Source organism: Sinobaca qinghaiensis, assembly GCF_003610495.1.
Taxonomy (GTDB): domain Bacteria; phylum Bacillota; class Bacilli; order Bacillales; family Marinococcaceae; genus Sinobaca; species Sinobaca qinghaiensis.
This window is the reverse complement of record NZ_RAPK01000009.1, coordinates 107200-129059: the sequence shown is the minus strand read 5'-3', so window position 1 is coordinate 129059 and position 21860 is coordinate 107200. Positions and strand designations below refer to the sequence as shown.

Below are 21860 nucleotides of genomic sequence, written 5' to 3'. Positions count from 1 at the left end.
ATGGAGCAGCTCAGCGGAAATCTATTATTGACGGCTTTTTTCCTTTATTTACTTGCTACTATTCTTTTTGCGGTTTCTGTAACCGGCAGAAAGTGGCGCGATAAATCCGGGGATATGACAGGAAATAAATGGGGGACGCTAGGATTTTTGGCAGCTTTGGGAGGCTTTTTGTTTGCGGCCGGCTATTTTGTTACGCGCTGGATGGCTTCCGGCCATGCACCGGTCAGCAATATGTTTGAATATACAACCTTTCTTGGCATAGCAATTGGATTTGCCTTTCTGATTTTGTACTCCATTTATAAATCCAATGTCCTTGGCATGTTTGCTATGCCTATTATTATGCTGATTATAGCTTATGCTTCCATTTTTCCAACGGAAGTAGAGCCGTTGATACCTGCTCTGCAGAGCTACTGGCTGCAGATTCATGTAACGACAACAGCTCTTGGGCAGGGGATACTAGCAATCGGCTTTGTGGCCGGCCTGATTTATTTAATCCGGACGGTCGACTTTTCCAAAGGTGGAAAAAAAGTGTTCTGGCTGGAATTTATTATGTTCAGTATGCTTACGGTCGCAGCTTTTGTAATTATCCGATATGCCTTTAATATATTCGGCTATCAGACGGTGTTTCAATATACGGATGAAAACGGAGCGCAGGCTGAAATGATTTATGAACTGCCTCCTATCCTGGGTCCAAACAACGGCCAGCTTATTCAACAGGGAAGCTGGGAACCGCTGTTTCTCCTGCCTGAATGGATACGAAGCGATGATGCGAATACGCTGGTCTGGACATTTGCTGCAGCCATAGTGCTGTATGCGGTCATCCGCCTGCTGCTGCGCAAACCGCTGAGTCAATTTCTGCAGCCGCTTATCCGCGGAGTAAGCCCGGACAAAGTGGATGAGCTCAGCTATAGAGCTATTGCGATAGGTTTTCCTGTATTTACGCTTGGCGGACTTATTTTTGCCATGATCTGGGCGCAGATTGCCTGGACCCGTTTTTGGGGATGGGACCCTAAAGAAGTATGGGCATTAATTACTTTTTTATTTTATGCCGCCTATCTTCACCTCCGCTTAACCCGCGGATGGCACGGAGAGCGCTCGGCCTGGCTGTGCGTTATCGGCTTCGCTATTATTATGTTCAATCTCGTTTTTGTTAATTTAGTTATTGCAGGTCTGCATTCCTATGCGTGATCTGTAAATAAAAGACTGAACCTTCACGGGGGAAGTCTTTTTTTACAATAAAAGGAGATAAAGGCCGCAATAAGTGGCGGGAGATGAGAGAATAGAGCAAATCATGCTAAAATAGGCAGGAGAGAATCAGCAAAAGGCAATGAGGAGGCAGCTGAATATGACACAGGAAACCAGAGTACTTGTAGTAGATGATGAAGACCGCATCCGCCGTCTTCTGAAAATGTATTTAGAAAAAGAGGACTTTATCGTAGTGGAAGCTGAAAATGGGGAAGAGGCACTGGAAACAGCGTTAAAAGAAGAATTTGACGTTATTCTTCTGGATCTGATGCTTCCCGGCATGGATGGAGAGGAAGTCTGTCAGGAGCTCCGGAAAACGAAAGCGACACCTGTTATCATGCTTACCGCAAAAGGAGAAGAAGCCAATCGTGTACAGGGCTTTGAAATCGGCGCAGATGACTATATTGTAAAACCGTTCAGTCCAAGAGAGGTTATTCTCCGGATTAAGGCACTTCTGCGCAGATCCTCAGCGACTAAATTTCTACAGACGGAAACAGAAGCGAAAAACGTACTGGTGTTTCCTCATTTAACCATCGATAATGATGCACACCGGGTAACGGTAAATGAAAAAGCGGTAGGGCTGACACCTAAAGAATATGAACTGCTGTTATATCTTGCTCAGTCGCCGGACAAAGTCTTTTCCCGGGAGCAGCTGTTAAAAGATGTATGGAACTATGACTTTTTCGGCGACCTTAGAACAGTAGACACACACGTAAAACGCCTGCGCGAAAAATTAAGCCGGATTTCAGAAGAAGCGGCGAATATGATCTCGACAGTATGGGGGGTCGGCTATAAATTTGAGGCAGCGAAAGACTAATGCTTTGGCGGAGCGTAGTTGGAAAGCTGTGGCTGACTATTCTTTTATTAGTGCTTGTTGTTCTTCTTATCCTGACGTTTCTGCTGCTTCAGTTTTTTGAGCAGTATCATATTTCCGAAGCGGAAGAACAGCTCACTAATCACGCGAATGTGATGGTGAGCATTCTCGAAGAACAGGAAGAGGAAACTACAAGGCCTTTGATCGAACGAATGGCGGCTTCATATAATACGCAGGTGCTCGTTATTACAGAAGACGAACCATGGTATCCGGCCATTGATCATGCCAATAACATATTTCTGCCGGTGGAACGTTTTTATGAAGATAACCGTTTATCCGGTGTCATTAATGAGCGCGAAGATGTAACGATGCATGGGGATTTTTCGGGAAGCGGCGAAGAAAATGATGAAATTTTCGTTGTTGGTGTGCCCTTTGTCTCCACTGATGGAGAAGAAAGCTCCTTATTTTTATACCAGTCGCTTAATGTAATTGAAGATACGACCGGAGAAACCCAGCAGATTATTCTGTTATCTGCCGGTATTGCAATCATTCTTACGACCGTGTTTACCTTCTTTCTATCTACCAGAATTACCGCACCGCTTCGGAAAATGAGACAGCTGGCCCTTGATGTCGTCAAAGGGGATTTCGAAACAAAAGTGCCGGTCATATCCAATGATGAAATCGGTCAGCTGGGAAATGCATTTAACCGGATGCGGCGGAAATTAAACCAAAACATTACAGAGCTGAATCAGGAAAAAGAACAGCTCAGCCGGATACTTCTCAGCATGGCAGACGGCGTGATCACCATAGACCGGAAAGGGGCGGTCGTATTGACCAATCCACCTGCAGACCGGTTTCTGCTGGCGCTGGAATACCAGAATGAACAGGAAGGCCGGACAACGCCGCTTCCAAAAGAAATGAAAAAAATCTTCCAGCAGGTAGTAGGCATGGAGCAGGAGCAGCTGGCAGAGGTGGACGTGCAGGGACGAAGCTATGCGGTTCTGATGACGCCGTTATACGATGAAACGTTTGTCAGAGGAGCGGTGGCGGTTATCCGTGACATGACAGAGGAACGGCAGCATGACAAGCTTCGGAAAGACTTTATCGCAAACGTCTCCCATGAACTCCGGACACCGATATCCATGCTTCAGGGGTACAGCGAAGCTATTGTAGACGGCATTGCTTCGACCGAAGAAGAGAAAAAAGAAATCGGTCAGATTATTTACGAAGAGTCACTTCGTATGGGGCGCCTCGTAAATGAGCTGCTTGATCTCGCCCGTATGGAGGCAGGCTATCTTCATCTGGAAAAAGAGTGGATGGATGTTAAAACATTAACGGATAAAATGGAAAAGAAATTTCAGGGGCTCTCTTCGGAAGCAGGGCTGACGCTGGAGTCTTCCGTAAAAGGAGACGAAGCTTTTATTTTTGCTGATGCTGACCGGATAGAGCAGGTGTTAACAAACCTGGTGCACAATGCGATCCGCCATACAGAATCTGGAGGCAGTGTACTGCTCGAAATGACAAATAATCAGGACGGTTTAACTGCAGCTGTCATTGATAACGGTACTGGAATACCGGAGGAAGATCTGCCATTTATTTTCGAACGTTTTTATAAAGCAGATAAAGCGCGGACACGCAGCAAAGGCGGCACCGGACTTGGCCTGGCCATCGCCAAAAATATCGTGGAAGCCCATGGCGGTTATATAGCCGCCCAGAGCAGAATGAATGAGGGAACCACGTTTCGTTTTTACATCCCTTCTGATTATGAAAAAAATGAAGAACAATAGGAGGGAAAGAAATGAAAGCCTGGTTTGAGGAACACTTTCAGGAGGATTATCTAAAAGTCTACGATCACCGCGATGAAGCGAAAGCGGCTGGAGAACTGCAGTCGCTGATGTCCTATATGCCGATGAGAAAAGGAATGAAAGCAGTTGATTTGTGCTGCGGCAACGGCAGGCACGCCAGATGGCTGGGCAGAAAAGGCATTGATGTAACAGGAATTGATCTATCCCCGGCGCTTTTGAAAAAAGCCATCGATCTCACAAATGACCTTCCGGTACAGTACAGACGCGCCGATATTCGTACAGTTGAGCTCAAACAGGAATTTGAAGCAGCGTTTAACGTATTTACAAGCTTCGGCTACTTTCTTGAAGATGAAGAAAATGAGCTGGTCTTTCAAAAAGCCGCCGATGCGTTAATACCGGGCGGGTGGTTTTTGTTTGATTATTTAAATCCCGCTTATGTCCGTGAAAACCTTGTCCCTTTTGATGAATCGGAACGGGACGGCATGACGGTACTGCAGGAACGGCGTGCCGGCCAGGACTATGTGGAGAAAAAAATTACGATTAGGGAAAACGGAACGGAAAGAAGATATGTAGAACGGGTCAAACTTTATGAACAGCATCAGCTCAGGCAGATGCTGCAGAGATATGATCTCGAACCGGTGTATTTCTTCGGGGATTACAGCGCCGCGGAATACGATAACAGCAGGTCACCGCGGCAGATTTTTATCTGTCGGAAAAAAGGGGAGGAATCCTTCCAATAATTGCTGTGTATCGCAGGCTGATGATGTATACTATAGAAGATTGTCCTTATAAATGAATAGAATATCATGTATATGGTCGGAAAGAGTGCTCTTTCCGTTAAAAGGGAAACCGGTGAGATGCCGGTACGGTCCCGCCACTGTAAGTGCAGCTTTCAAAGAAGCAGTCCACTGTTCTGTATGAACGGGAAGGATCTTTGAATTGGGCATAAGTCAGGATACCTGCCATATATGTAATCGGTGCTGCACTCTCGGGGATAAGAGGATGCCGGATATAATATGGTTCAGCTGATTAAAGCTGGAACGCTTATCCGCTCTTCCCATTTCAGGGAAGAGCTTTTCTTATTATCTTACATAGAGCTTAACGACAGGCTCCTGATTTTCTGGATTTTTAGGACATATTACAAAAGGGGGAAACCAATATGAAAAAAGCACTTTTACTAACGATGACCGCTGGAATGGCAGCTGCACTTGCTGCCTGCGGCGGAGAAACGGAAGAGGAACAAGGCCAGGAGAGTTCAGAACAGGAAAGTTCAGAGCAGGCAGAAGGTTATCCCGTAACAATAACAGACGGAATGGGAGAAGAAATCACGATCGAAGAAGAGCCGGAGAATATTGTCAGCCTGCTGCCAAGTAATACAGAAATTGCTTTTGCGCTGGGACTCGGAGATCAGATAGTAGGAGTAACGGATTTTGATACGTATCCGGAAGAAGCTCAGGAAAAACAAAGTGTAGGCGGTCTTGATTTTGACGTCGAAACAGTTCTTTCTCTTGAACCCGATCTTATTTTAACTGATTCATCTGCTGTTCAGAATTCAGAAGAAGGATTAAACCAGCTTGAAGAAGCGGGAGCAGAAATTCTTGTAGTAAACGATGCCACCTCATTTGAAGAAACGTACAATACAATCAATATGATAGGCCAGGCTACAGGGACAGAGGAGGAAGCTTCTTCTATAGTAGATACAATGGAAGAGGATGTGGCTTCCATCGAAGAGACAGCCTCTGCTATTTCTGAGGAAGACCGTAAAACCGTCTGGGTGGAAGTAGACGCGCCGCCGAATATCTTTACTACCGGACAGAATACATTCATGGATGAAATGCTTGATATTATTCAGGCTGATAACGCAGCCGCTGAAGAAGAAGGCTGGGTTCCTTACACAGAAGAGGATGTTGTTGCACTGAATCCGGATATTATCGTTACCACGTACGGCTTCAGGGTGGAGAATTCCACAGAAAATATTTTAAATCGCGACGGGTGGTCGGATGTTCCTGCTGTTGAAAATGAAGAAGTACATGATTTAGACAGCGATCTTGTAAGCCGGCCGGGACCAAGATTGACAGACGGTCTGCAGCAGATGGCAGAAGTGGTGTATCCGGATGTCTTTACTGAAGAACAGTAAGCCGGCAGCCTACATTGCAGCCTTTGTATTTCTAGTCGCAAGTATTGTAGTCGGGGTTTCGGTGGGAAGTGTTCAGGTACCGTTTTTCGTAAGTGCAGAAATTATAGGGCGTACAGCTCTCGGACTTGATTTTCCCTCTCACCTTGATACTACATTCGTAAATATTATTAAAGAAATAAGGCTGCCTAGGGTTTTGTTAGCGGTTCTTGTAGGGGCAGGGCTTGCAATTGCAGGCGCTGCCTTTCAAGGATTATTGAAAAATCCGCTTGCCGACCCCTATACGCTCGGCGTTTCGTCAGGTTCTTCCCTGGGAGCGGTCACCGTGTTGTTTTTAGGGCTTTCCATACCGGGACTTGGCCGTTTTACTCTTCCGGCAGTGAGCGTTCTGTTTGGCATGATCACGCTGCTGCTGCTGCTCGGTTTTGTAAAAGCAATTGAACGAAGCCTTTCCACGGAGACGATTATTCTCGCAGGTATTATCTTCAGCTCGTTCTTAGGCTCGTTAATATCGTTAATGATTGCCCTGACAGGCGATGAGCTTCGTCAGATTATCAGCTGGATCATGGGCAGCGTGGCGATGAGAGGATGGGAATATGTAGGGTTGATTCTGCCGTTTTTTATCGTAGGCTGTCTTATCTTATTGTGGAATGCCAAAGAGCTGAACGCTCTCGTTTTTGGAGAAGAAACGGCGAAAACGCTCGGAGTGAATACAAAAGTCCGGCGGATGGCAATATTAGCCGCGGCTTCGATTATTACCGGCTCTGCCGTAGCAGTATCCGGAACCATCGGATTTGTCGGACTTGTTATACCGCATCTGACCCGTCTCATCTGGGGACCGGATCACCGCCACCTGCTGCCGCTCTCTATGCTGATCGGCGGAGGATTTCTGGCACTTACGGATCTGCTGGCCCGTACGATTATCGCGCCGACAGAACTGCCGATTGGAGTCATAACGGCGGTAGCCGGTGCGCCGGTATTTGGGCTTCTGCTTTTCCAGCAGAGACGACTGACAAGACAAATTGGAAAAAGGAGGTAGACAGATGCTGCTTAACGTTCATCAGCTTACGGCAGGATATGGTGGAGAAGCTGTCATTAAAGATATTTCCCTGGCTGTAAAAGAACATGAAATTTTCGGCATTATTGGTCCGAACGGCAGCGGAAAGTCAACTCTTCTTAAGTGTATGTACCGTGGACTACCGGCTGAATCCGGAGCTATTGAAGTGGAAGGCCGGCCCCTTTCGGCCTTTTCCAATAAAGAACTTGCCAAAAGAATTGCCGTCCTGCCCCAGCATACTGAAACAACGTTTTCCTATACAGCAAGGCAGGTGGTAGAACTGGGACGCTACCCTCACCAGGGCGGCTGGTTTAACAATGCTAAAGCGGAAGATAAAAGAATTGTCGATGAGGCAATGCAGGAAACAAAGGTAGAAGCATTTGCAGATCTGCCTATGGAAACTCTGAGCGGAGGAGAAAAACAGCGGGTACTGTTAGCCAGGGCCCTTGCCCAGGAGCCGCAGATTCTGCTTTTGGATGAGCCGACCAATCATCTGGATATTTCCCATCAGATGAACCTGCTCAACACACTCCGGGAATGGACCAGTTCCAAAAAGATAACGGTAGTGGCCATTCTGCACGATTTGAATATGGCTGCCATGTTCTGTGACCGCCTCATGCTGCTTCACGAAGGACAGGACACGGGTACCGGCAAACCGGGAGCTGTCCTGAAAAAGGATAAAATCGAACAGGTTTATTCGGCATCGGTACAGCGGAAATCTCATCCGGCTGTTCCGAGTCCCCTTATTACATTAACCCCAGAACCCGGTCCGGGCATGGACGAAGCAGCAATCGACCGGATGGAGGTGGAGCGGAGCGCGGACCTTGTAAAAATAACGTCCGGGGATTATTGGAAAACGTTCTCTTCCTCTATTATTGGAGAAGGATTCGGCTGGCACAAAGTGTTTGTAAACCGCCACGTAGCTCTTGATTACAATATAGATGATGCCAGGCAGGAATATATTGATTATATGAAACAAAAAAAGATTGACCCGGACGAAGCAGTGGGAATGATGACAGCGGCCAGACTGGAAAATGGCAGGGACACAAGAAGAACGATAGAAGGAGCCGATGTCTGGGTCATGGCAACTGCCGGCGTTTCCAACGCCCTTGATGCCTCCCGGGCATACGAGCAGCATGTTCCTATGGAAATAGGAACAATCAATATTTGGATATTTATAGATGGCCGGCTTCCGGAGGCGGCATTTGCCCAGGTTATGATGACAGCGACGGAAGCAAAAACGAGAGCGCTTCTGGACCGGGATATTAAGGATGTGGTGTCAGGAACAATGGCAACGGGAACGTCCACAGACAGCCTGATGGTGGCGGCTACGCAGAAAGGTATGCATCATCCTTACGGCGGCACGGCTACTGTTCTGGGAAGACACGTGGCTAAAGCAGTTTACGACAGTGTGTATAATGCATTGGAAAAATAGAAACCTGTAGAAAGAGGCTTTTAACGTTATGATAGTAGTATTCCATTTAACGGCGGTGACCGCTGCCTATTTGCTTGACCAGCTTTTTGGTGACCCGCATAAAGGCTGGCATCCCGTTATTATAATGGGAAAAGTCCTTTCTTTACTGGATAAGCATGGAAACAGGGGATCTGAGCAGACGAAAAAAATAAAAGGAATCGTATTTATTTATATCGCAGCTTTAAGTTTAACCGCGGGAGCTTTTGCGATGACCAGTCTATCATATGCTCTTGCCCCGGCAGCAGGCGTTGCATTGGAAGCTGTTATTATATGGCTGATGATCGGCGGCAGAAGCATGAAGCGTTCGGCAGCAGACATCCATCAGGAACTGGCCAAAGGCAACCTGGAAAAAGCAAGGCTGTTAACATCTTACATTGTGTCCAGAGATACATCGGCTATGACGGAAAAAGAGATGTCCCGTTCTGTCGTAGAGAGTACAGGGGAAAATGCTTCCGACAGCGTAACGGCCCCGCTTTTTTATGCACTGTTGGGCGGCGCTCCTCTTGCTGTTTTTTATCGCTTTTTTAATACAGCAGATGCGATGATTGGCTATAAAACAGAGAAACATGCTTCTTTTGGCTTTGGTGCTGCGAAAACAGATGATCTCCTGAATTTACTGCCTGCCCGGCTGACCGCTGTTCTTATGGGATTCAGCTCATTGTGGCTGCAGAGGCAGACGCTTCTGAAAACATGGAAAGATACGATCCAGCACGCGCGTCTGCACGAAAGTCCAAATGCAGGTTTTGGAGAATCAGCAATGTCTGCGGTATTGTTTACACAGCTGGGCGGCCCTGCTGTATATCACGGCAGAGTGAAGGAACGCCCTTATCTGGGAATAGGAACGCTGCCGTTGAACAAAGAAAGAATCAAAGAGAGTATTTTTGTGTGGGACATAACCATTCTGCTTTTTCTTACAGCAGCCTGGATAGGGGGAGGAATTTACCTTGGATTGGCCTGAACATGGTGCGATGCCTGACGCCTTTATGAAAAAAATAAATCAGCCGGTTCCTGAAAACATGACAGATTTCAGCGTGAATACGAATCCGCTGGGTGCGCCGGCAGCTCTTCTGGCAGAACTGCCCGGGTGGGCTGCCGATGTGGAACACTACCCCGATTACCGCTATAAAGAACTGATAAAAGATCTGGCTGCCTGGAACAATGTGGAAGAATCCTGTATTCATCCGGGTAATGGAGCTTCTGAGCTCATTTATATTACTGCGTCTTTATTTTCAGAAAAAAAAGCTTTAATTATTGAACCGGCCTTTTCCGAATACCGGAAAGCGCTGGAAGCTTACAGGTGCGAGGTGCAGAGCTTTTTAACGACAGAGGAGGACAGCTGGGAGGTCGATCTTTCTGCTTTTTACCAGGCTCTGGATGAGGTAGAGTCTGTCTGGATCTGTAATCCGAATAACCCAACCGGCACCGCCCAAAGCAGGCAGACGATGACTGCAATGATAAATGCATGTGAAAAACGCGGCATCTATGTGATTATTGATGAAGCCTTTTTTGATTTTCAGGCTGATCCGGTAACATACGGCACGGAGGCTGCCAGGTTGAACGGTCATGTAATTGTTATCCGCTCATTAACCAAGATGTATGCTATACCGGGGATCCGCGCCGGGTATGCGTTAGCGCCTCCGTCGTTTATAGAGAAAATGCAGGAGAGAACACCATCCTGGAATATTGGTTCCACTGCAGAAAAAGCAATGCGCTTCGCTGCTTCGCTTGAGCCTTTCAGGCAGAAGACAGCTCAATTTATTCAAACAGAACGCTCCAGGCTGCTGCCTTTATTAAAAGAGGCCGGCTTCACCGTAAGTCCAAGTAATGTAAATTATTATCTCATCCGCCGTTCCGATGAGGGACCGATGCTTCCAGTACTGAAAAAGGCAGCGGAGTATGGGTTTATGCTTCGTCATACGTATTCGTTTCAAGGACTGGAAGGAAACTATATACGTATCGCTGTGAAACAAAAAACAGACAATGACCGGCTGGTACATATGCTTAGGGAGGTTATGCCCCTATGTTGATTTTTATCGAAGGCGGAGCGAAAAGCGGAAAAACGTCGTTCGCTGAACATTTTATTCAACAAAGACAGGGAGGCAGAAAAGTATACCTGGCTGCGGCTGACCCGCAGGATGCAGAAATGAGCCGTCGTATAAACAGTCATCAATGCAAAAGGCAAAACGCACGGGAGCAGTGGGTAACAATCGAGCAGCCATATGATTTAATGCGGTGTATAGAGCAGGTACAGGCGGGAGATCATGTTCTGCTCGACTGCCTGACCACCTGGCTCAGCAATGAAATGTTTTCATCAGGCAGCTGGCATGTGCAGATGGGGCCGGCTTTAATGCTGGAGGCTTTGTCAAATCTTCAGAAAAAAACTGCCACCCTTTTAGTAGTCAGCAGTGATATAAGTCATCAATCGGCAGGACACCCGGATATGATACAGTTTTTGAAAGTACAGGGACGGCTGTCCAGCCAAATTGTAAAAAGAGCGGATCTGGCCGGAATGGTCAATTATGGCTGCCTGCGTTCGATGAAAGGAGAATGGCAATGAAAGGATTAATCGTGTGGGGAACTACATCTGATGCCGGAAAAAGCTATATCGTTACGGCACTATGCAGGGCGCTGGCCAACCGGGGATACTCCGTGGCTCCTTTCAAAGGACAGAACATGTCCAATAATTCCTATATTACTAAAGAAAGCCGTGAAATTGGCCGCTCGCAGGGACTTCAGGCAGAGGCATGCCGGACGGAAGCAACGGTGGACATGAATCCTGTGCTGCTCAAGCCAAGAAGTGATCGAAAAGCAGAAGTAATTATTCAGGGAATCTCTTCAGGCAGCCCGGAAGCCGGGGATTACCGGGGAAAATATATGAGCCTGGCGAAAGAGGCTATCCAATTATCGCTGAAACGTCTGGAAAAAGAATACGACTTTATTATTATGGAAGGTGCCGGAAGTCCGGTGGAAATTAATTTGATGGATACAGATCTGGCTAATTTGTATACGGCTGAAACGGCCGGTGTCCCTGCTTTATTGGTTGCGGATATCGAAAGAGGAGGCGTGTTTGCCCAGTTGTACGGCACGGAAAAGCTTCTGCCCTCCGATCATCGGGAAAGGCTGGCGGGTATTATTGTTAACCGCTTCCGGGGGGACCCTGCCCTTTTTACTGACGGAGTAAAATGGATAGAAGAAAACGTGTCGCCGGTACTCGGAGTGCTTCCTAAACTTGATATTGCCATGGAACGGGAAGATTCGCTTTCTTTAAATCGATTAACCGAAAATAATACGTCAGCGTCTGTCATTGATCTGGCATTTATTGCGCTTCCTTATATTTCAAATTATACCGACGTCGAACCCTTTACAGCAGAACCTGATGTATCGATTCGATTTATACACGCAGCAGAGGACTTTGGGGACCCTGACGCGGTTATCATTCCCGGTACCAGAAGTACGATCCTCGATCTTCATCATCTAGAACGAAGTGGTACAGCAGCCCTTTTAAAAAGTTATATTAATAGCGGAGGTACAGTTGCAGGTATCTGTGGAGGGCTGCAGATGCTGGGTGAGGAATTGATAGACGAAGAAGGAAATGACAGTGGGACGGCAGGTACGAGGGCAGCAGGTCTCGGTATTCTTCCATTGGTGACCTCATTTGAAGCGGAGAAGACGACCAGACGCTGGAGTGGAAGGCAGGAAGAGAACGAGCCGATTCACGGATATGAAATTCATACCGGGCGTTCCAGCATTACATACTCAGCAGAAGTCGTACCGCTGTTTTATTCCAACAGTGGAGGAGAGCCGGAGGGGATTGTGAGTCATAATGGCAGAATCACGGGTACCTATCTTCATCATGTGTTTCATAACGACGAATGGCGCAGCCGCTGGCTGAACCAGGTGCGAAAGCACAAAAACCTTCCCGGACTTGATGTCGTATACTATGAGAAAGAAAAAGATCAGCGCCTGGATGAGCTCGCCGCAGCGTTTGAGCGGCACGTTAATGTAGATGATTTAATTGATTTAATGGAAAGCACAGCCGATGATAAATAATATAAAGAATGCTTATAAAGGACTGCTTCTCGCTTTCGGATTCTTAACGGTTTTTCCGGTTTCGAAAACTGTTGACTGGACGCCTGATACGATGCGTCGGGCACTGCATCATTTTCCGCTGTGCGGCACTCTGGCTGCTTCGCTGGCCGCAGTTATCGCAATGGTGTCATTAAGCTTAGAGCTTCCGGTTTACGCGGTAGGTTTTCTGGTCCTGATGGCTTTTGTAGTTGTATCGGGCGGTCTTCATCTGGACGGCTGGATGGATGTGAGCGATGCTGTGCTTTCCTGGAAACCGAGGGAAGAAAAACTGGCAGTAATGAAAGATCCCCTGGTAGGATCCGGTGCCGTATGGACGACAATCCTGCTGCTGGGGGGTAAATACACGGCGATTGTAACAATGCTTGATACCTCCTTGGTTTTTTTCTTTACCGCCTTGTTTGCGGTTCCGGTGCTTTCAAGAGCAGGAATGGGGGCCGTTGTCAGCAGAGGGAGACTGCTGTCGAGTACCGGGCTGGCAGCTTCTTTTCAACAAAGTGGAAGGCCATCTGATGTACGTTGGCTGGCGGGTATAACTATTTTATCCCTGCTGCCTGCTTTATATTTTTCCTTATTCCTTACGATAAGTCTGGCAGTCATTTCCATGATCTGCACCTTGGCATTGTACCGTTTCTTCGTGCGTAAGCTTGGAGGCGTAAACGGGGACACGGCAGGGGCTTCTTTAGAAGGGACAGAAGCTGTACTTTGGTGGTCTGCTGCAGTGTTGGCAGTGATACTATAGTAAAGGGGGAAAGACAGAAGTGGATTTTATAGTAGGCGGCACAGCCAATGGGAAAAAAGAGTGGGCGATGCGTCATTATCAAGAGAAGCCGATTTTGTTATGGCATTCTTTTTTTAAAGCAGATATATCAGAGTGTGTTCTTCCAACCGGTCAAAATGGGGTATTGGTTATAGAAGCATTTGATGAAGCGGTAAAAAAACATCTGGATCAGCCGGAAAAACTTCAACAATGGTATAAAACGATACGGAATTGGGAAAATGAGTATCAGGACAGGAAGCTCGCCATTATCGGAGCGGATATTAACAAAGGAATCGTCCCGATCGAAAAAAAAGACAGACAGCTGCGCGATGAGGTAGGCTTATGGTATCAACAGTTTATGAAAGAAGCGGGGCAGGTGTATGAAGTCTGGTACGGCCTGGCCGTAAAATGGAAAGGATGAGATAAAATGAAACTTTATACGAGAAGCGGAGATAAAGGAACGACGGGAATTATCGGGGGACGACGGGATAAGGACCATATTCGTGTAGAAGCCTATGGCACCTGCGATGAGCTTAATTCATTTGTAGGCCGTGCGGTGGCACTGCTTGATGATGAGATGTTCCCGGATATGAAAAGTGAACTGATCCGTATTCAGCACGAATTGTTCGACTGTGGAAGCGATCTTGCCAACGTGAAAGAGGACGCAGAATTTAAAGTGACTCCGGAAATGGTGACGGCACTTGAAGAGCACATAGATGAGTATATTCCACAGGCTCCGGAACTGCAGCGTTTTATCCTGCCGGGTGGTTCGATTGCAGCAGCGGAAATGCACATTCTCCGCACGGTAACGCGGAGAACAGAACGGCTTACAGCAGCGCTTATGAAAGAAGAACCTATTAATGAGCATGTATTTAAATATTTGAACAGGCTCTCTGACTATTTCTTTGCAGCCGCACGTGTAGTCAATGCCAGAGAAAAAGTAGCAGATATTGAATACGAAAGAAGTGCAATTGTATTCAAAGGCTCACGCAAGAAAAAGCAGTAGTCGAACAGTCTTTTAAAAAAAGAAGTATATTCAACGTACGATAAAAAAAAGCAGAGGCGGCGGCCTCTGCTTTTTGTTTATACTTCTATTTTGTCTGCCATAATAATCTCTTCAATGGAGGTTAAATCGTCCAGAACATTCTGGTTAGGCTCTTTATCAACAGCGAGCATCATAATAGCTTCTCCGCCCTCCTGGCGGCGGCCTACCTGCATAGTAGCAATGTTTACATTATGCTTTCCGAGCAGCTGTCCCATTTTACCAATTACACCGGGACGGTCGGTATGCTGAATGTATATTAAGTGGCCGGTTGGATAAAAGTCGACGTTAAAGTCATTAATACGGACAATACGAGGGCCGTAGGCTTTCACGTATGTTCCATAAATAGCGAATTTTTTTCCTTCCCCTTTTACCGTAGCTTTAATGAGGTTGGAATATCCGGAATCGTCGGAACGGTGTTTTTCCCCGTAAGTAATGCCGCGCTCTTTGGCGATAATTGTAGCATTCACGTCATTGACAGGCGCATCTACGCGGGAGCTTAGGAATCCGGCAATCAGTGATCTTGTAAGAACACTCGTTTCAAGATCGGTTACATCGCCGCTGTAGTGAACATCAATATCCTGTACAGGTGTTTTCATGCTCTGGGAAAGAATATTACCCATTTTTCTGGACAGCTCATAGTAAGGCTGAAGCGTGTCGAAGATTTCCTTGGACATCGTCGGCAGGTTAATGGAATTTAGTGCCGGCATGCCGTTTAAAAACTGCAGGACTTCTTCTGATACCTGGGAGGCTACATTAAGCTGGGCTTCTTTTGTGCTTGCAGCAATGTGAGGTGTAGCAACTACCTGTTCAAAAGCAAGAAGTGGATTTTCATTAGCTGGTTCTTCTTCGAATACGTCCAGCGCTGCTCCTGCTACGTGGCCGCTTTCCAGATTATTATAAAGTGCTTTTTCATCAATAATGCCGCCGCGTGCGCAGTTGATAAGAAATACGCCGGGTTTTGTTTTTTTAATATTTTCTTCTCCAAGAAGCCCTTTTGTATCTTTCGTCAGGGGAGTGTGGACCGTTAGAATATCCGACGCACCGAGAATGGCGTCCAGGTCAGCAAGCTCTACACCCATTTTCTCCGCACGTTCTTTTGTGAGAAACGGGTCGTATACAAGCACGTTGATATCAAAGCTGTGAGCACGCTTTGACAATTCAGAACCAATACGTCCAAAACCAATAATACCAAGCGTTTTTCCTCTTAGTTCAGAACCTTGAAAAGCTTTTCTGTCCCATTTTTTATTTTTTATAGAAGCATTTGCCTGCGGAATCTTCCGGGCAAGGGAAATAATCATCGCAAAAGTATGTTCAGCTGTAGAAATCGTATTACCGTCAGGGGCATTTACGACAACGATGCCGCGCTTTGTTGCTTCTTCAATTTCAATGTTGTCGACGCCGACACCGGCACGCGCTACAATCTTTAAATTAGTCATCTGGTCCATTAATTCTGCTGTTACGGTTGTGCTGCTGCGAACCAGCAGGGCATCATAGCTGTGCAGGTCAGACGTTTCTTCAATCGTCTGCTGTACACATTCCACCTGGCTGTTGTCCAGTAAAGGAGCAAGTCCTTCGCTGCTCATTGCATCAGAAACCAGAATGCGGTAATGTCCTTTAGCAGATGCTGTCTGCTGATCTTCAGTTGTAGATTGTTGTATCATAGTGCTCTCCACTCTCCCTCAATCTATTTTCTCTAAATATATATAGAAAGCTTCCGCCCGCACGAATTCATCGTGAGAGGCAGAAGCTTTCGTGATACTACCCTCATTACAGGAATCAGGTGACCTTATACATAAAAATGGAAATAGTATATCAGCACCAGACCCTGCCGGAAAGAATACGGGCAACCAGGTGTTCTCTTCAAAAGGACATTTGTCTTTCAGTTGATTGCAATGTATCACACCTTCACATAGGTGTCAATTTGGCATGTATAGAATAAAGCCGTTATAAATGAAAAATCCCTGTTTCTTCACAGGGATTCAACAAATTAATCGAATTTAAGCGCGTCGCCGTCGAAGGTTTCATCCGCGATCTTAATAGAATCGGTCGGACAGCCTTCAAATGCGTCCATCATATCTTCTTCAAGATCTTCAGGAACTGCTGTAATACCTTTGTTGTCGTCAAGGATTACTTCCGCCAGACCTTCATCATCGTAGTCATAAATATCAGGAGCGGCAGCACCACAGGCGCCGCAGGCGATGCATGTATCTTTATCAACGATTGTAAACTTAGCCATTTTCGATAACCTCCTACTTCTTTAATCAAGTAAACATATTTATAGAGCTCTTCATAAGAACCCAAACGTCTATTTCATATTGTATTCTTTCATGGTAAACTTTTCAACAGTTAAAGACGTTAATTTTCTAAAATTACGCAGGACAATCACGCGATAACAAGGGGGAAACCCGCGCATGGAATGGAATTTCAGGCGACATCTTATTCTTCATGTGTTAGTGAAACTTGAGGGAGACAGAACGCCGGGTGCGGTTTATCATATACTTACAGGCAAAAAAAGTTCCCAGTCCATCCAGGATATGAAGTGGTACGGGCTGACGGAATGGTATGGAGCTTTTCCTAAGCTTACTATGGAAATATTTCAAAATGATCTGACTCTTTTTCGTCAGAATGGGCTCCTGCTGCCATCTGCTGATTTTATCAAAATACCGGATACAGCAAAAGAAATGGATAAAGATTTTTGGTCGGTGTATGTACGGCCTGTTTTGTATAATCAATGGAAGTATGGAGCAGCGGCAGGCGTTTTCTGGGAAAGACTCGCTCTGCTGGTGCAGTGTTTATCGTTTTCCCTTGCCGGCTCCGGCCATTTTATTCCCGTAACGAAAGAAAAAGCGGTACTGCACTGGCTTAAAACGATATGGCCTTCGGGCAGAGAAGCTAAAATCCAGCTGGCAGATACTCTGCACGTTGAACTGAACAGCCTGCTGGATAGTTTCAAAACAGAAGATGCTGCTATTTTAGTAAATAAACTGGGCGGATCTGCCAAAACCGGACTCACCTATTCACAGATAGCCGGAGCGCTCGGACGGGAAGAAGAAGAAATCATCTATAGGTTTAACGGAATTCTACACTATATAATAGAAGTACTGCAGCAGAATTCATCTTCCTTTCCACTTCTGGCCGGACTGCTGCCGGCTGTTGAGTCTTCCATCCGTCTGACGAAAACGGCTGCAGAAACAAAACGGCTTCTCGATAAAGGCTGGTCTTTTGAAAAGATCAGCCGGTTTCGGCGTTTAAAACAGAGTACCATCGAAGACCATATCATTGAAATTGCTTCGGAAAGCAGTTCTTTTCCACTTTTTGACTACGTTCCGGCTGCATATTCGGAAAAAATAAGAGCGGTTTCAAACACTCTGCAGACGAGAAAGATGAAAGAGCTGAAAGATCAATTTCCCGATGAAATCACTTATTTTCATATACGATTAACGCTTGCTTATTATGGAGGGAAAACAGATGAATCTTCAATATGAGCTGAAGAAGTATTTTGGTTATGATTCTTTTCGAAACAGCCAGGAAACGATTATTCGTTCTCTTCTTCAAAAAGAAGATGTACTTGCCATTATGGCTACCGGCTCGGGAAAGTCAATCTGCTATCAGCTTCCGGCCTATCTGCAGCCCGGTCTTACCGTAGTTGTTTCGCCGCTGCTGTCGTTAATGGAAAACCAGATGCAGGAAATGCAGCAAAAACAAATGAAACAGGTGGACATGTATAATAGCTTTTTAAGCTTTTCTGAAAAAGAAAACGTGTTAAGAAACCTGTCTGCATTAAAAATACTGTTTATTTCTCCGGAAAGCCTGCAGCTTGATAAAGTGAAGCGGGCGCTCGGCTCTGTGACTGTTTCCCTTCTTGCTGTAGATGAAGCGCACTGTATTTCACAGTGGGGCCATGAATTTAGAACGGATTACCTGAAAATAAAAGAAATACGTAAAGATATCGGCAGTCCGACTGTACTGGCAGTCACAGCCACAGCTGCTCCGAGCGTACAGGAAGACATAGTAAATCAGCTGGAAATGAAAAAACCGCTTATTGTAAAAGAATCTACGAATCGTCCCAACATATCCATCCATGTAAAAAAAACAAATTCAGATGAAGAAAAAAATAATGAGCTGCTGCGTACTATTAATCATTCACCTGACCCCGGGATGGTTTATTTTTCGAGCCGGGCAGCAGCAGAACAAATGAGTGCCTTTCTGGAAATTCACACGAATAAACGCGTATCCGCCTATCACGGAGGGATGCTGCAGGAAGATAGAATTCTCGTCCAGCAGCAGTTTCTACAGGATGAACTTGACGTAGTGTGCTGTACCAATGCTTTTGGAATGGGAATAAATAAACCAGACGTTAGATACGTTATTCATTACCATTACCCTAAAGACCTTGAATCGTACGTTCAGGAAATCGGAAGAGCAGGAAGAGATGGAAAAAGAAGCAGCGCTCTTTTATTATATAAAGAGGATGACATTTATCTGCCCCGGTTTTTTATTGAAATGGAATTTCCTGCAGAAGAAGAAATTGATTGGCTGGTCTCCCATATAACTAAAGGCCCGGAGATTTCTGAGGCAAGCCTGGAAGAGTCTGCCGTAAACAGGGGCTGGGAGGAAAATCATATTCGTTTTTTTCTTCACTATTACCGGGAGTGGAAGAAGGGTCCGGGGGGTCCGCTGGCGGACAAAATAAAAGAAGTAAAAGAAAGACGGACAATCTGGAAGCAGCAAAAGCTTAAAAGTATGGAAGAGTGGCTGCAGGTATCAACCTGCCGGCGTGAAGCGCTGCTTCACTATTTTGGAGAAACGCTCCAGGAAAAGCCGGAACACTGCTGCGATTTATGCGAGGCGCACTGGGTGGCAGCCGCCACTGCGCAGAAAAGGGAAAAACGAAAGGTATTTGAACTCTCCTGGAAAAAAAGGCTGGAAGATTTACTGCTGACCAAGGAGTCCGGGAGTGCAAAAGGAGAGAAAGGCTAATGATGGAAGAGAAGCCTGGTAAACGTACGGAGAAAAAAAGACTGGAAAGAAAGGAAGAGGAAAGAAAAAAGCAGGAGCAGAAAAAGCAGGCGGAAAAAGCAAAGCTGGAAAGAAAAAATCAAAAGAAACAAGAAAAAGAACGTTTAAAACAGGAGTGGAAACAACAGGAAGAAACGAACCAAAATAATGAAATGCAGCCGGAAAAGGCTCCGATTCGGAGAATGGCTGCACGTAAACAGGAAAAAGAAGAAAACGCACCGGTGACGATGACGAACCTGTTATTTATTATTTTTCTGGGAATCGTTTTTCTTATTGTGATCAGCGCAGCTCTTATAATTAATATTTAAAATTGACGGGCTGCAGATTCTCCCTGATATTGTGGTGATAAGGCGCTTCGGTCCTGATCTGTTAGAGGCGAGGATAAAATCAGGCCGATAAAACAGATAACAACTCCTGCTGCCATCAAAATAAATGGAATAAGCAGAGAGATTTTTCTGGCCAGAAAAAAGAGAAGCAGCACAAAACCAACAGCGAACATAAGTGTTCCTATAAGAAATACAGCAAAATCCATGAGAGGTCTCCTTTCTATCATTCATTGTTGCGTTATTTACAGTATAACAAAATCGGACCGGTACAGGGATTCTAAAAGAAATGGTCACAATCCGTTCATGAGTTAAAAGTACAGGAGATGGTTTATAATCACCGTTTAGAGGGAATAATAGGTAAAACAAATATGCTCTTATAAAAAGGACGATATTATGAAGTGGATAACCGTGGTCTTTTCAGCCGCGTCAGGCCTGCTGCTCTATATGAATTATGCTGCCCACCGGGCTGTAGTCAAGCAGGAACAGATTTTAATACATGAACTCCCTGAGAGCTTTACAGGGAAGACCATCTTTTTTATTTCTGATATACATAGAAGAAAAATATCCAAGTCTTTAAGCAGGCAGATTGCCGAAAAAGCGGATATTATTATAATAGGCGGGGATTTAAGAGAGAAAGGCGTGCCTTTTTCCAGAACTGATTACAATCTGCGCCTGCTGAAAAAAGAAGTACCTATGTTATTTGTATGGGGAAATCATGATATGCAGGAGCGTTCCCTTGAATTGAAAAGTCTGCTGACAGTTCATCAAATAGAAATTCTGGATGGAGATATATTTACCTGGAAGGTACACAACAGTAAACTCTGCATTGCCGGACTTAATGAAACGACCGGGGGAGCTGACAGCAGATGGATGAACGCTGAAATATTAGTTTCCCACTATCCGAGTACGGCCGTTGAGGCAGCAGAGCATGCGGAAGCTTATTTTATGCTTACAGGTCATTCCCATGGAGGGCAGATTCGTTTTGGTCCCTGGGGCATACGTCCGCCCGGAGGCTGGAAACAGGCTGGCCGTTTAACCTATCTGGTCAGCTGCGGATACGGAACAACGCTTCTGCCGCTCCGCTTTGGAGCAAGAGCAGAAGCTCATTTTATTACGTTAGTATCTGCGGAGAAGTGAAATAAACAGGCGCGGGGGGAAAAGAAATGGAACCTATGGAAGGCAAATACAATATAAAGGCTATTTCCAACATGTTAGGTATCCAGCCGGGCACGCTTCGTGCCTGGGAAAGAAGATATAATATTGTGCATCCGGAAAGAAACTCGGCCGGCCACCGTCTTTATACAGAAAAAGATGCAGCGGTTCTTAAATGGATTCTGGACAAAACGAGCAGCGGCTTTACTGTAAGCCAGGCGGTAGGACTTCTTGATAAGTTTGAAGAAATAGACAGCATGGCAGCCCACCCTATGGAAGTAGACCACACCTTTGCTTTAGCAGAAGAGATTCTGGGGCACCTGCTCCGCTTCAGAGAGGCAGAGGCGCAGGAGGCACTCAACAGAGCTTTTTCTATGTTTACGCTGGAAAAGGTAACGACAGATATATTGGGAACTCTTTTAGTGAAAGTGGGAACTCTTTGGGAAATGGACCAGATTACTATTGCCCATGAGCACTATATTACTTCCTTTCTGCGCACAAAAATAGGAAGTATCATGCACTCCTACAACGTGAAAGGATTTTTACCTAAAATCGTAACCGCCGCAGGTCCGAATGAAAACCACGAACTGGGGCTGCTCTTTTTCACACTGTATCTAAAACGAAAAGGCTTTGAAGTCATTTATCTGGGTGTAGGCATTCCTGAAGAAGACCTGATCCAGGTAATGGGGGAAATAGACAGCAGCATTTTCTTTACCTCCTGTACGCTGCTCGAAAACCTGGAGCCTTCCCTGGAATTTATTACAGAACTGGAGACGCTGCATCCTCATTTGAGCATTGGCATGGGAGGACATGCCGTTCAATACATGGATGTTGACAAAACCAAGGAATACAGCCGTTTTCTGGTCGGCTCTGATGCTTCAGAATGGGATGAATGGATAAGTAACGTATTGTACAAAAAAACGGAAAACAGAAAGAATTAAAA

Annotated in this window: 22 protein-coding genes and 1 riboswitch; of the genes, 19 read left to right on the top strand and 3 right to left on the bottom strand. The window is 45.8% G+C overall.

Translation table 11 applies throughout. The features are described 5' to 3' along the window. The 14 genes from ccsB to ATL39_RS10310 all read left to right on the top strand — a co-directional run bounded on the left by ccsB (position 1) and on the right by ATL39_RS10310 (position 14381). Positions 1-1188, top strand: a complete 1188-nt coding sequence (ccsB, locus tag ATL39_RS10375) for a c-type cytochrome biogenesis protein CcsB (protein ID WP_120193296.1) — start codon at positions 1-3, stop codon at positions 1186-1188. 157 nt (positions 1189-1345) lie between these two features. Next, a complete protein-coding gene (locus tag ATL39_RS10370; protein ID WP_120193295.1) occupies positions 1346-2062 on the top strand; it encodes a response regulator transcription factor in 717 nt (238 codons plus the stop codon). Further along, on the top strand, positions 2062-3846 hold the full coding sequence (locus ATL39_RS10365) for an ATP-binding protein (protein WP_120193294.1): 1785 nt from the start codon (positions 2062-2064) through the stop codon (positions 3844-3846). The genes ATL39_RS10370 and ATL39_RS10365 overlap by 1 nt, the downstream gene beginning before the upstream one ends. Before the next feature lie 11 nt (positions 3847-3857). Beyond that, positions 3858-4604: a class I SAM-dependent methyltransferase gene (locus tag ATL39_RS10360; RefSeq protein ID WP_120193293.1), complete on the top strand. Its 747-nt coding sequence runs from the start codon at positions 3858-3860 to the stop codon at positions 4602-4604. A 56-nt stretch (positions 4605-4660) separates the two neighbouring features. Then, positions 4661-4845: riboswitch (cobalamin riboswitch) on the top strand. Between the two features lie 178 nt (positions 4846-5023). After that, positions 5024-6001 (top strand): ABC transporter substrate-binding protein, encoded by a 978-nt coding sequence (locus ATL39_RS10355; protein WP_120193292.1) that lies wholly within the window; start codon positions 5024-5026, stop codon positions 5999-6001. After that, positions 5979-7037: a FecCD family ABC transporter permease gene (locus ATL39_RS10350; RefSeq protein WP_120193291.1), complete on the top strand. Its 1059-nt coding sequence runs from the start codon at positions 5979-5981 to the stop codon at positions 7035-7037. The genes ATL39_RS10355 and ATL39_RS10350 overlap by 23 nt, the downstream gene beginning before the upstream one ends. 4 nt (positions 7038-7041) lie before the next feature. Continuing rightward, positions 7042-8490, top strand: coding sequence for a heme ABC transporter ATP-binding protein (locus tag ATL39_RS10345; protein WP_120193290.1), 1449 nt, complete (start codon positions 7042-7044; stop codon positions 8488-8490). A 28-nt stretch (positions 8491-8518) separates the two neighbouring features. Next, positions 8519-9487, top strand: a complete 969-nt coding sequence (gene cbiB, locus ATL39_RS10340) for an adenosylcobinamide-phosphate synthase CbiB (RefSeq protein WP_120193289.1) — start codon at positions 8519-8521, stop codon at positions 9485-9487. After that, entirely contained in the window at positions 9474-10556 is a 1083-nt protein-coding gene (locus ATL39_RS10335; RefSeq protein WP_120193288.1) for a pyridoxal phosphate-dependent aminotransferase, read from the top strand. Before cbiB ends, ATL39_RS10335 begins: the two co-directional genes overlap by 14 nt. Continuing rightward, positions 10550-11086: a bifunctional adenosylcobinamide kinase/adenosylcobinamide-phosphate guanylyltransferase gene (locus tag ATL39_RS10330; RefSeq protein ID WP_120193287.1), complete on the top strand. Its 537-nt coding sequence runs from the start codon at positions 10550-10552 to the stop codon at positions 11084-11086. Before ATL39_RS10335 ends, ATL39_RS10330 begins: the two co-directional genes overlap by 7 nt. After that, on the top strand, positions 11083-12579 hold the full coding sequence (locus ATL39_RS10325) for a cobyric acid synthase (protein WP_120193286.1): 1497 nt from the start codon (positions 11083-11085) through the stop codon (positions 12577-12579). The genes ATL39_RS10330 and ATL39_RS10325 overlap by 4 nt, the downstream gene beginning before the upstream one ends. After that, positions 12569-13357, top strand: coding sequence for an adenosylcobinamide-GDP ribazoletransferase (locus ATL39_RS10320; protein ID WP_120193285.1), 789 nt, complete (start codon positions 12569-12571; stop codon positions 13355-13357). The genes ATL39_RS10325 and ATL39_RS10320 overlap by 11 nt, the downstream gene beginning before the upstream one ends. Positions 13358-13376: 19 nt before the next feature. Further along, positions 13377-13796 (top strand): bifunctional adenosylcobinamide kinase/adenosylcobinamide-phosphate guanylyltransferase, encoded by a 420-nt coding sequence (locus tag ATL39_RS10315; protein ID WP_120193284.1) that lies wholly within the window; start codon positions 13377-13379, stop codon positions 13794-13796. Between the two features lie 6 nt (positions 13797-13802). Further along, positions 13803-14381, top strand: a complete 579-nt coding sequence (locus ATL39_RS10310) for a cob(I)yrinic acid a,c-diamide adenosyltransferase (RefSeq protein ID WP_120193283.1) — start codon at positions 13803-13805, stop codon at positions 14379-14381. Between the two features lie 77 nt (positions 14382-14458). Here the strand turns inward: ATL39_RS10310 and serA are convergent, their stop codons facing one another. Beyond that, on the bottom strand, positions 14459-16081 hold the full coding sequence (gene serA / locus ATL39_RS10305; RefSeq protein WP_120193282.1) for a phosphoglycerate dehydrogenase: 1623 nt from the start codon (positions 16079-16081) through the stop codon (positions 14459-14461). A gap of 326 nt (positions 16082-16407) precedes the next feature. Next, positions 16408-16656: a ferredoxin gene (locus ATL39_RS10300; protein WP_120193281.1), complete on the bottom strand. Its 249-nt coding sequence runs from the start codon at positions 16654-16656 to the stop codon at positions 16408-16410. A 175-nt stretch (positions 16657-16831) separates the two neighbouring features. On the opposite strand from ATL39_RS10300, the gene ATL39_RS10295 reads away from it, so the two are divergent. Genes ATL39_RS10295 through ATL39_RS10285 form a run of 3 tightly spaced genes read left to right on the top strand, consistent with a single transcriptional unit; the run spans position 16832 to position 19747 of the window. Then, the gene (locus ATL39_RS10295) at positions 16832-17905 is read left to right on the top strand and encodes a YpbB family protein (RefSeq protein ID WP_120193280.1); all 1074 of its coding nucleotides are present in this window, start codon (positions 16832-16834) and stop codon (positions 17903-17905) included. Continuing rightward, complete coding sequence (locus ATL39_RS10290) at positions 17889-19400, top strand: RecQ family ATP-dependent DNA helicase (RefSeq protein ID WP_170146903.1); 1512 nt, start codon at positions 17889-17891, stop codon at positions 19398-19400. The genes ATL39_RS10295 and ATL39_RS10290 overlap by 17 nt, the downstream gene beginning before the upstream one ends. Then, on the top strand, positions 19400-19747 hold the full coding sequence (locus tag ATL39_RS10285) for a hypothetical protein (protein WP_120193278.1): 348 nt from the start codon (positions 19400-19402) through the stop codon (positions 19745-19747). Before ATL39_RS10290 ends, ATL39_RS10285 begins: the two co-directional genes overlap by 1 nt. Here ATL39_RS10285 and ATL39_RS10280 read toward each other — a convergent pair. Next, positions 19744-19971, bottom strand: a complete 228-nt coding sequence (locus tag ATL39_RS10280) for a hypothetical protein (protein ID WP_120193277.1) — start codon at positions 19969-19971, stop codon at positions 19744-19746. The genes ATL39_RS10285 and ATL39_RS10280 overlap by 4 nt on opposite strands. Positions 19972-20158: 187 nt before the next feature. Here ATL39_RS10280 and ATL39_RS10275 point away from each other — a divergent pair, with 187 nt between their 5' ends. Both ATL39_RS10275 and ATL39_RS10270 read left to right on the top strand, forming a co-directional pair. Continuing rightward, entirely contained in the window at positions 20159-20902 is a 744-nt protein-coding gene (locus ATL39_RS10275; protein WP_120193276.1) for a metallophosphoesterase, read from the top strand. 26 nt (positions 20903-20928) lie between these two features. Then, a complete protein-coding gene (locus ATL39_RS10270) occupies positions 20929-21858 on the top strand; it encodes a MerR family transcriptional regulator (protein WP_120193275.1) in 930 nt (309 codons plus the stop codon). Positions 21859-21860 lie beyond the last annotated feature (2 nt).

Bases quoted from the DNA above. Each gene is read 5' to 3' on its own strand.
- ATL39_RS10285 (WP_120193278.1), top strand. From the start codon at position 19,400: ATGATGGAAGAGAAGCCTGGTAAACGTACGGAGAAAAAAAGACTGGAA.
- ATL39_RS10360 (WP_120193293.1), top strand. From the start codon at position 3,858: ATGAAAGCCTGGTTTGAGGAACACTTTCAGGAGGATTATCTAAAAGTC.
- ATL39_RS10275 (WP_120193276.1), top strand. From the start codon at position 20,159: ATGAAGTGGATAACCGTGGTCTTTTCAGCCGCGTCAGGCCTGCTGCTC.
- ATL39_RS10355 (WP_120193292.1), top strand. From the start codon at position 5,024: ATGAAAAAAGCACTTTTACTAACGATGACCGCTGGAATGGCAGCTGCA.
- ATL39_RS10330 (WP_120193287.1), top strand. From the start codon at position 10,550: ATGTTGATTTTTATCGAAGGCGGAGCGAAAAGCGGAAAAACGTCGTTC.
- ATL39_RS10310 (WP_120193283.1), top strand. From the start codon at position 13,803: ATGAAACTTTATACGAGAAGCGGAGATAAAGGAACGACGGGAATTATC.
- ATL39_RS10280 (WP_120193277.1), bottom strand. From the start codon at position 19,971: ATGGATTTTGCTGTATTTCTTATAGGAACACTTATGTTCGCTGTTGGT.
- ATL39_RS10295 (WP_120193280.1), top strand. From the start codon at position 16,832: ATGGAATGGAATTTCAGGCGACATCTTATTCTTCATGTGTTAGTGAAA.
- ATL39_RS10300 (WP_120193281.1), bottom strand. From the start codon at position 16,656: ATGGCTAAGTTTACAATCGTTGATAAAGATACATGCATCGCCTGCGGC.
- ATL39_RS10345 (WP_120193290.1), top strand. From the start codon at position 7,042: ATGCTGCTTAACGTTCATCAGCTTACGGCAGGATATGGTGGAGAAGCT.
- ATL39_RS10365 (WP_120193294.1), top strand. From the start codon at position 2,062: ATGCTTTGGCGGAGCGTAGTTGGAAAGCTGTGGCTGACTATTCTTTTA.
- ATL39_RS10370 (WP_120193295.1), top strand. From the start codon at position 1,346: ATGACACAGGAAACCAGAGTACTTGTAGTAGATGATGAAGACCGCATC.
- ccsB (WP_120193296.1), top strand. From the start codon at position 1: ATGGAGCAGCTCAGCGGAAATCTATTATTGACGGCTTTTTTCCTTTAT.
- ATL39_RS10325 (WP_120193286.1), top strand. From the start codon at position 11,083: ATGAAAGGATTAATCGTGTGGGGAACTACATCTGATGCCGGAAAAAGC.
- ATL39_RS10270 (WP_120193275.1), top strand. From the start codon at position 20,929: ATGGAACCTATGGAAGGCAAATACAATATAAAGGCTATTTCCAACATG.
- serA (WP_120193282.1), bottom strand. From the start codon at position 16,081: ATGATACAACAATCTACAACTGAAGATCAGCAGACAGCATCTGCTAAA.
- ATL39_RS10350 (WP_120193291.1), top strand. From the start codon at position 5,979: ATGTCTTTACTGAAGAACAGTAAGCCGGCAGCCTACATTGCAGCCTTT.
- ATL39_RS10320 (WP_120193285.1), top strand. From the start codon at position 12,569: ATGATAAATAATATAAAGAATGCTTATAAAGGACTGCTTCTCGCTTTC.
- cbiB (WP_120193289.1), top strand. From the start codon at position 8,519: ATGATAGTAGTATTCCATTTAACGGCGGTGACCGCTGCCTATTTGCTT.
- ATL39_RS10290 (WP_170146903.1), top strand. From the start codon at position 17,889: ATGAATCTTCAATATGAGCTGAAGAAGTATTTTGGTTATGATTCTTTT.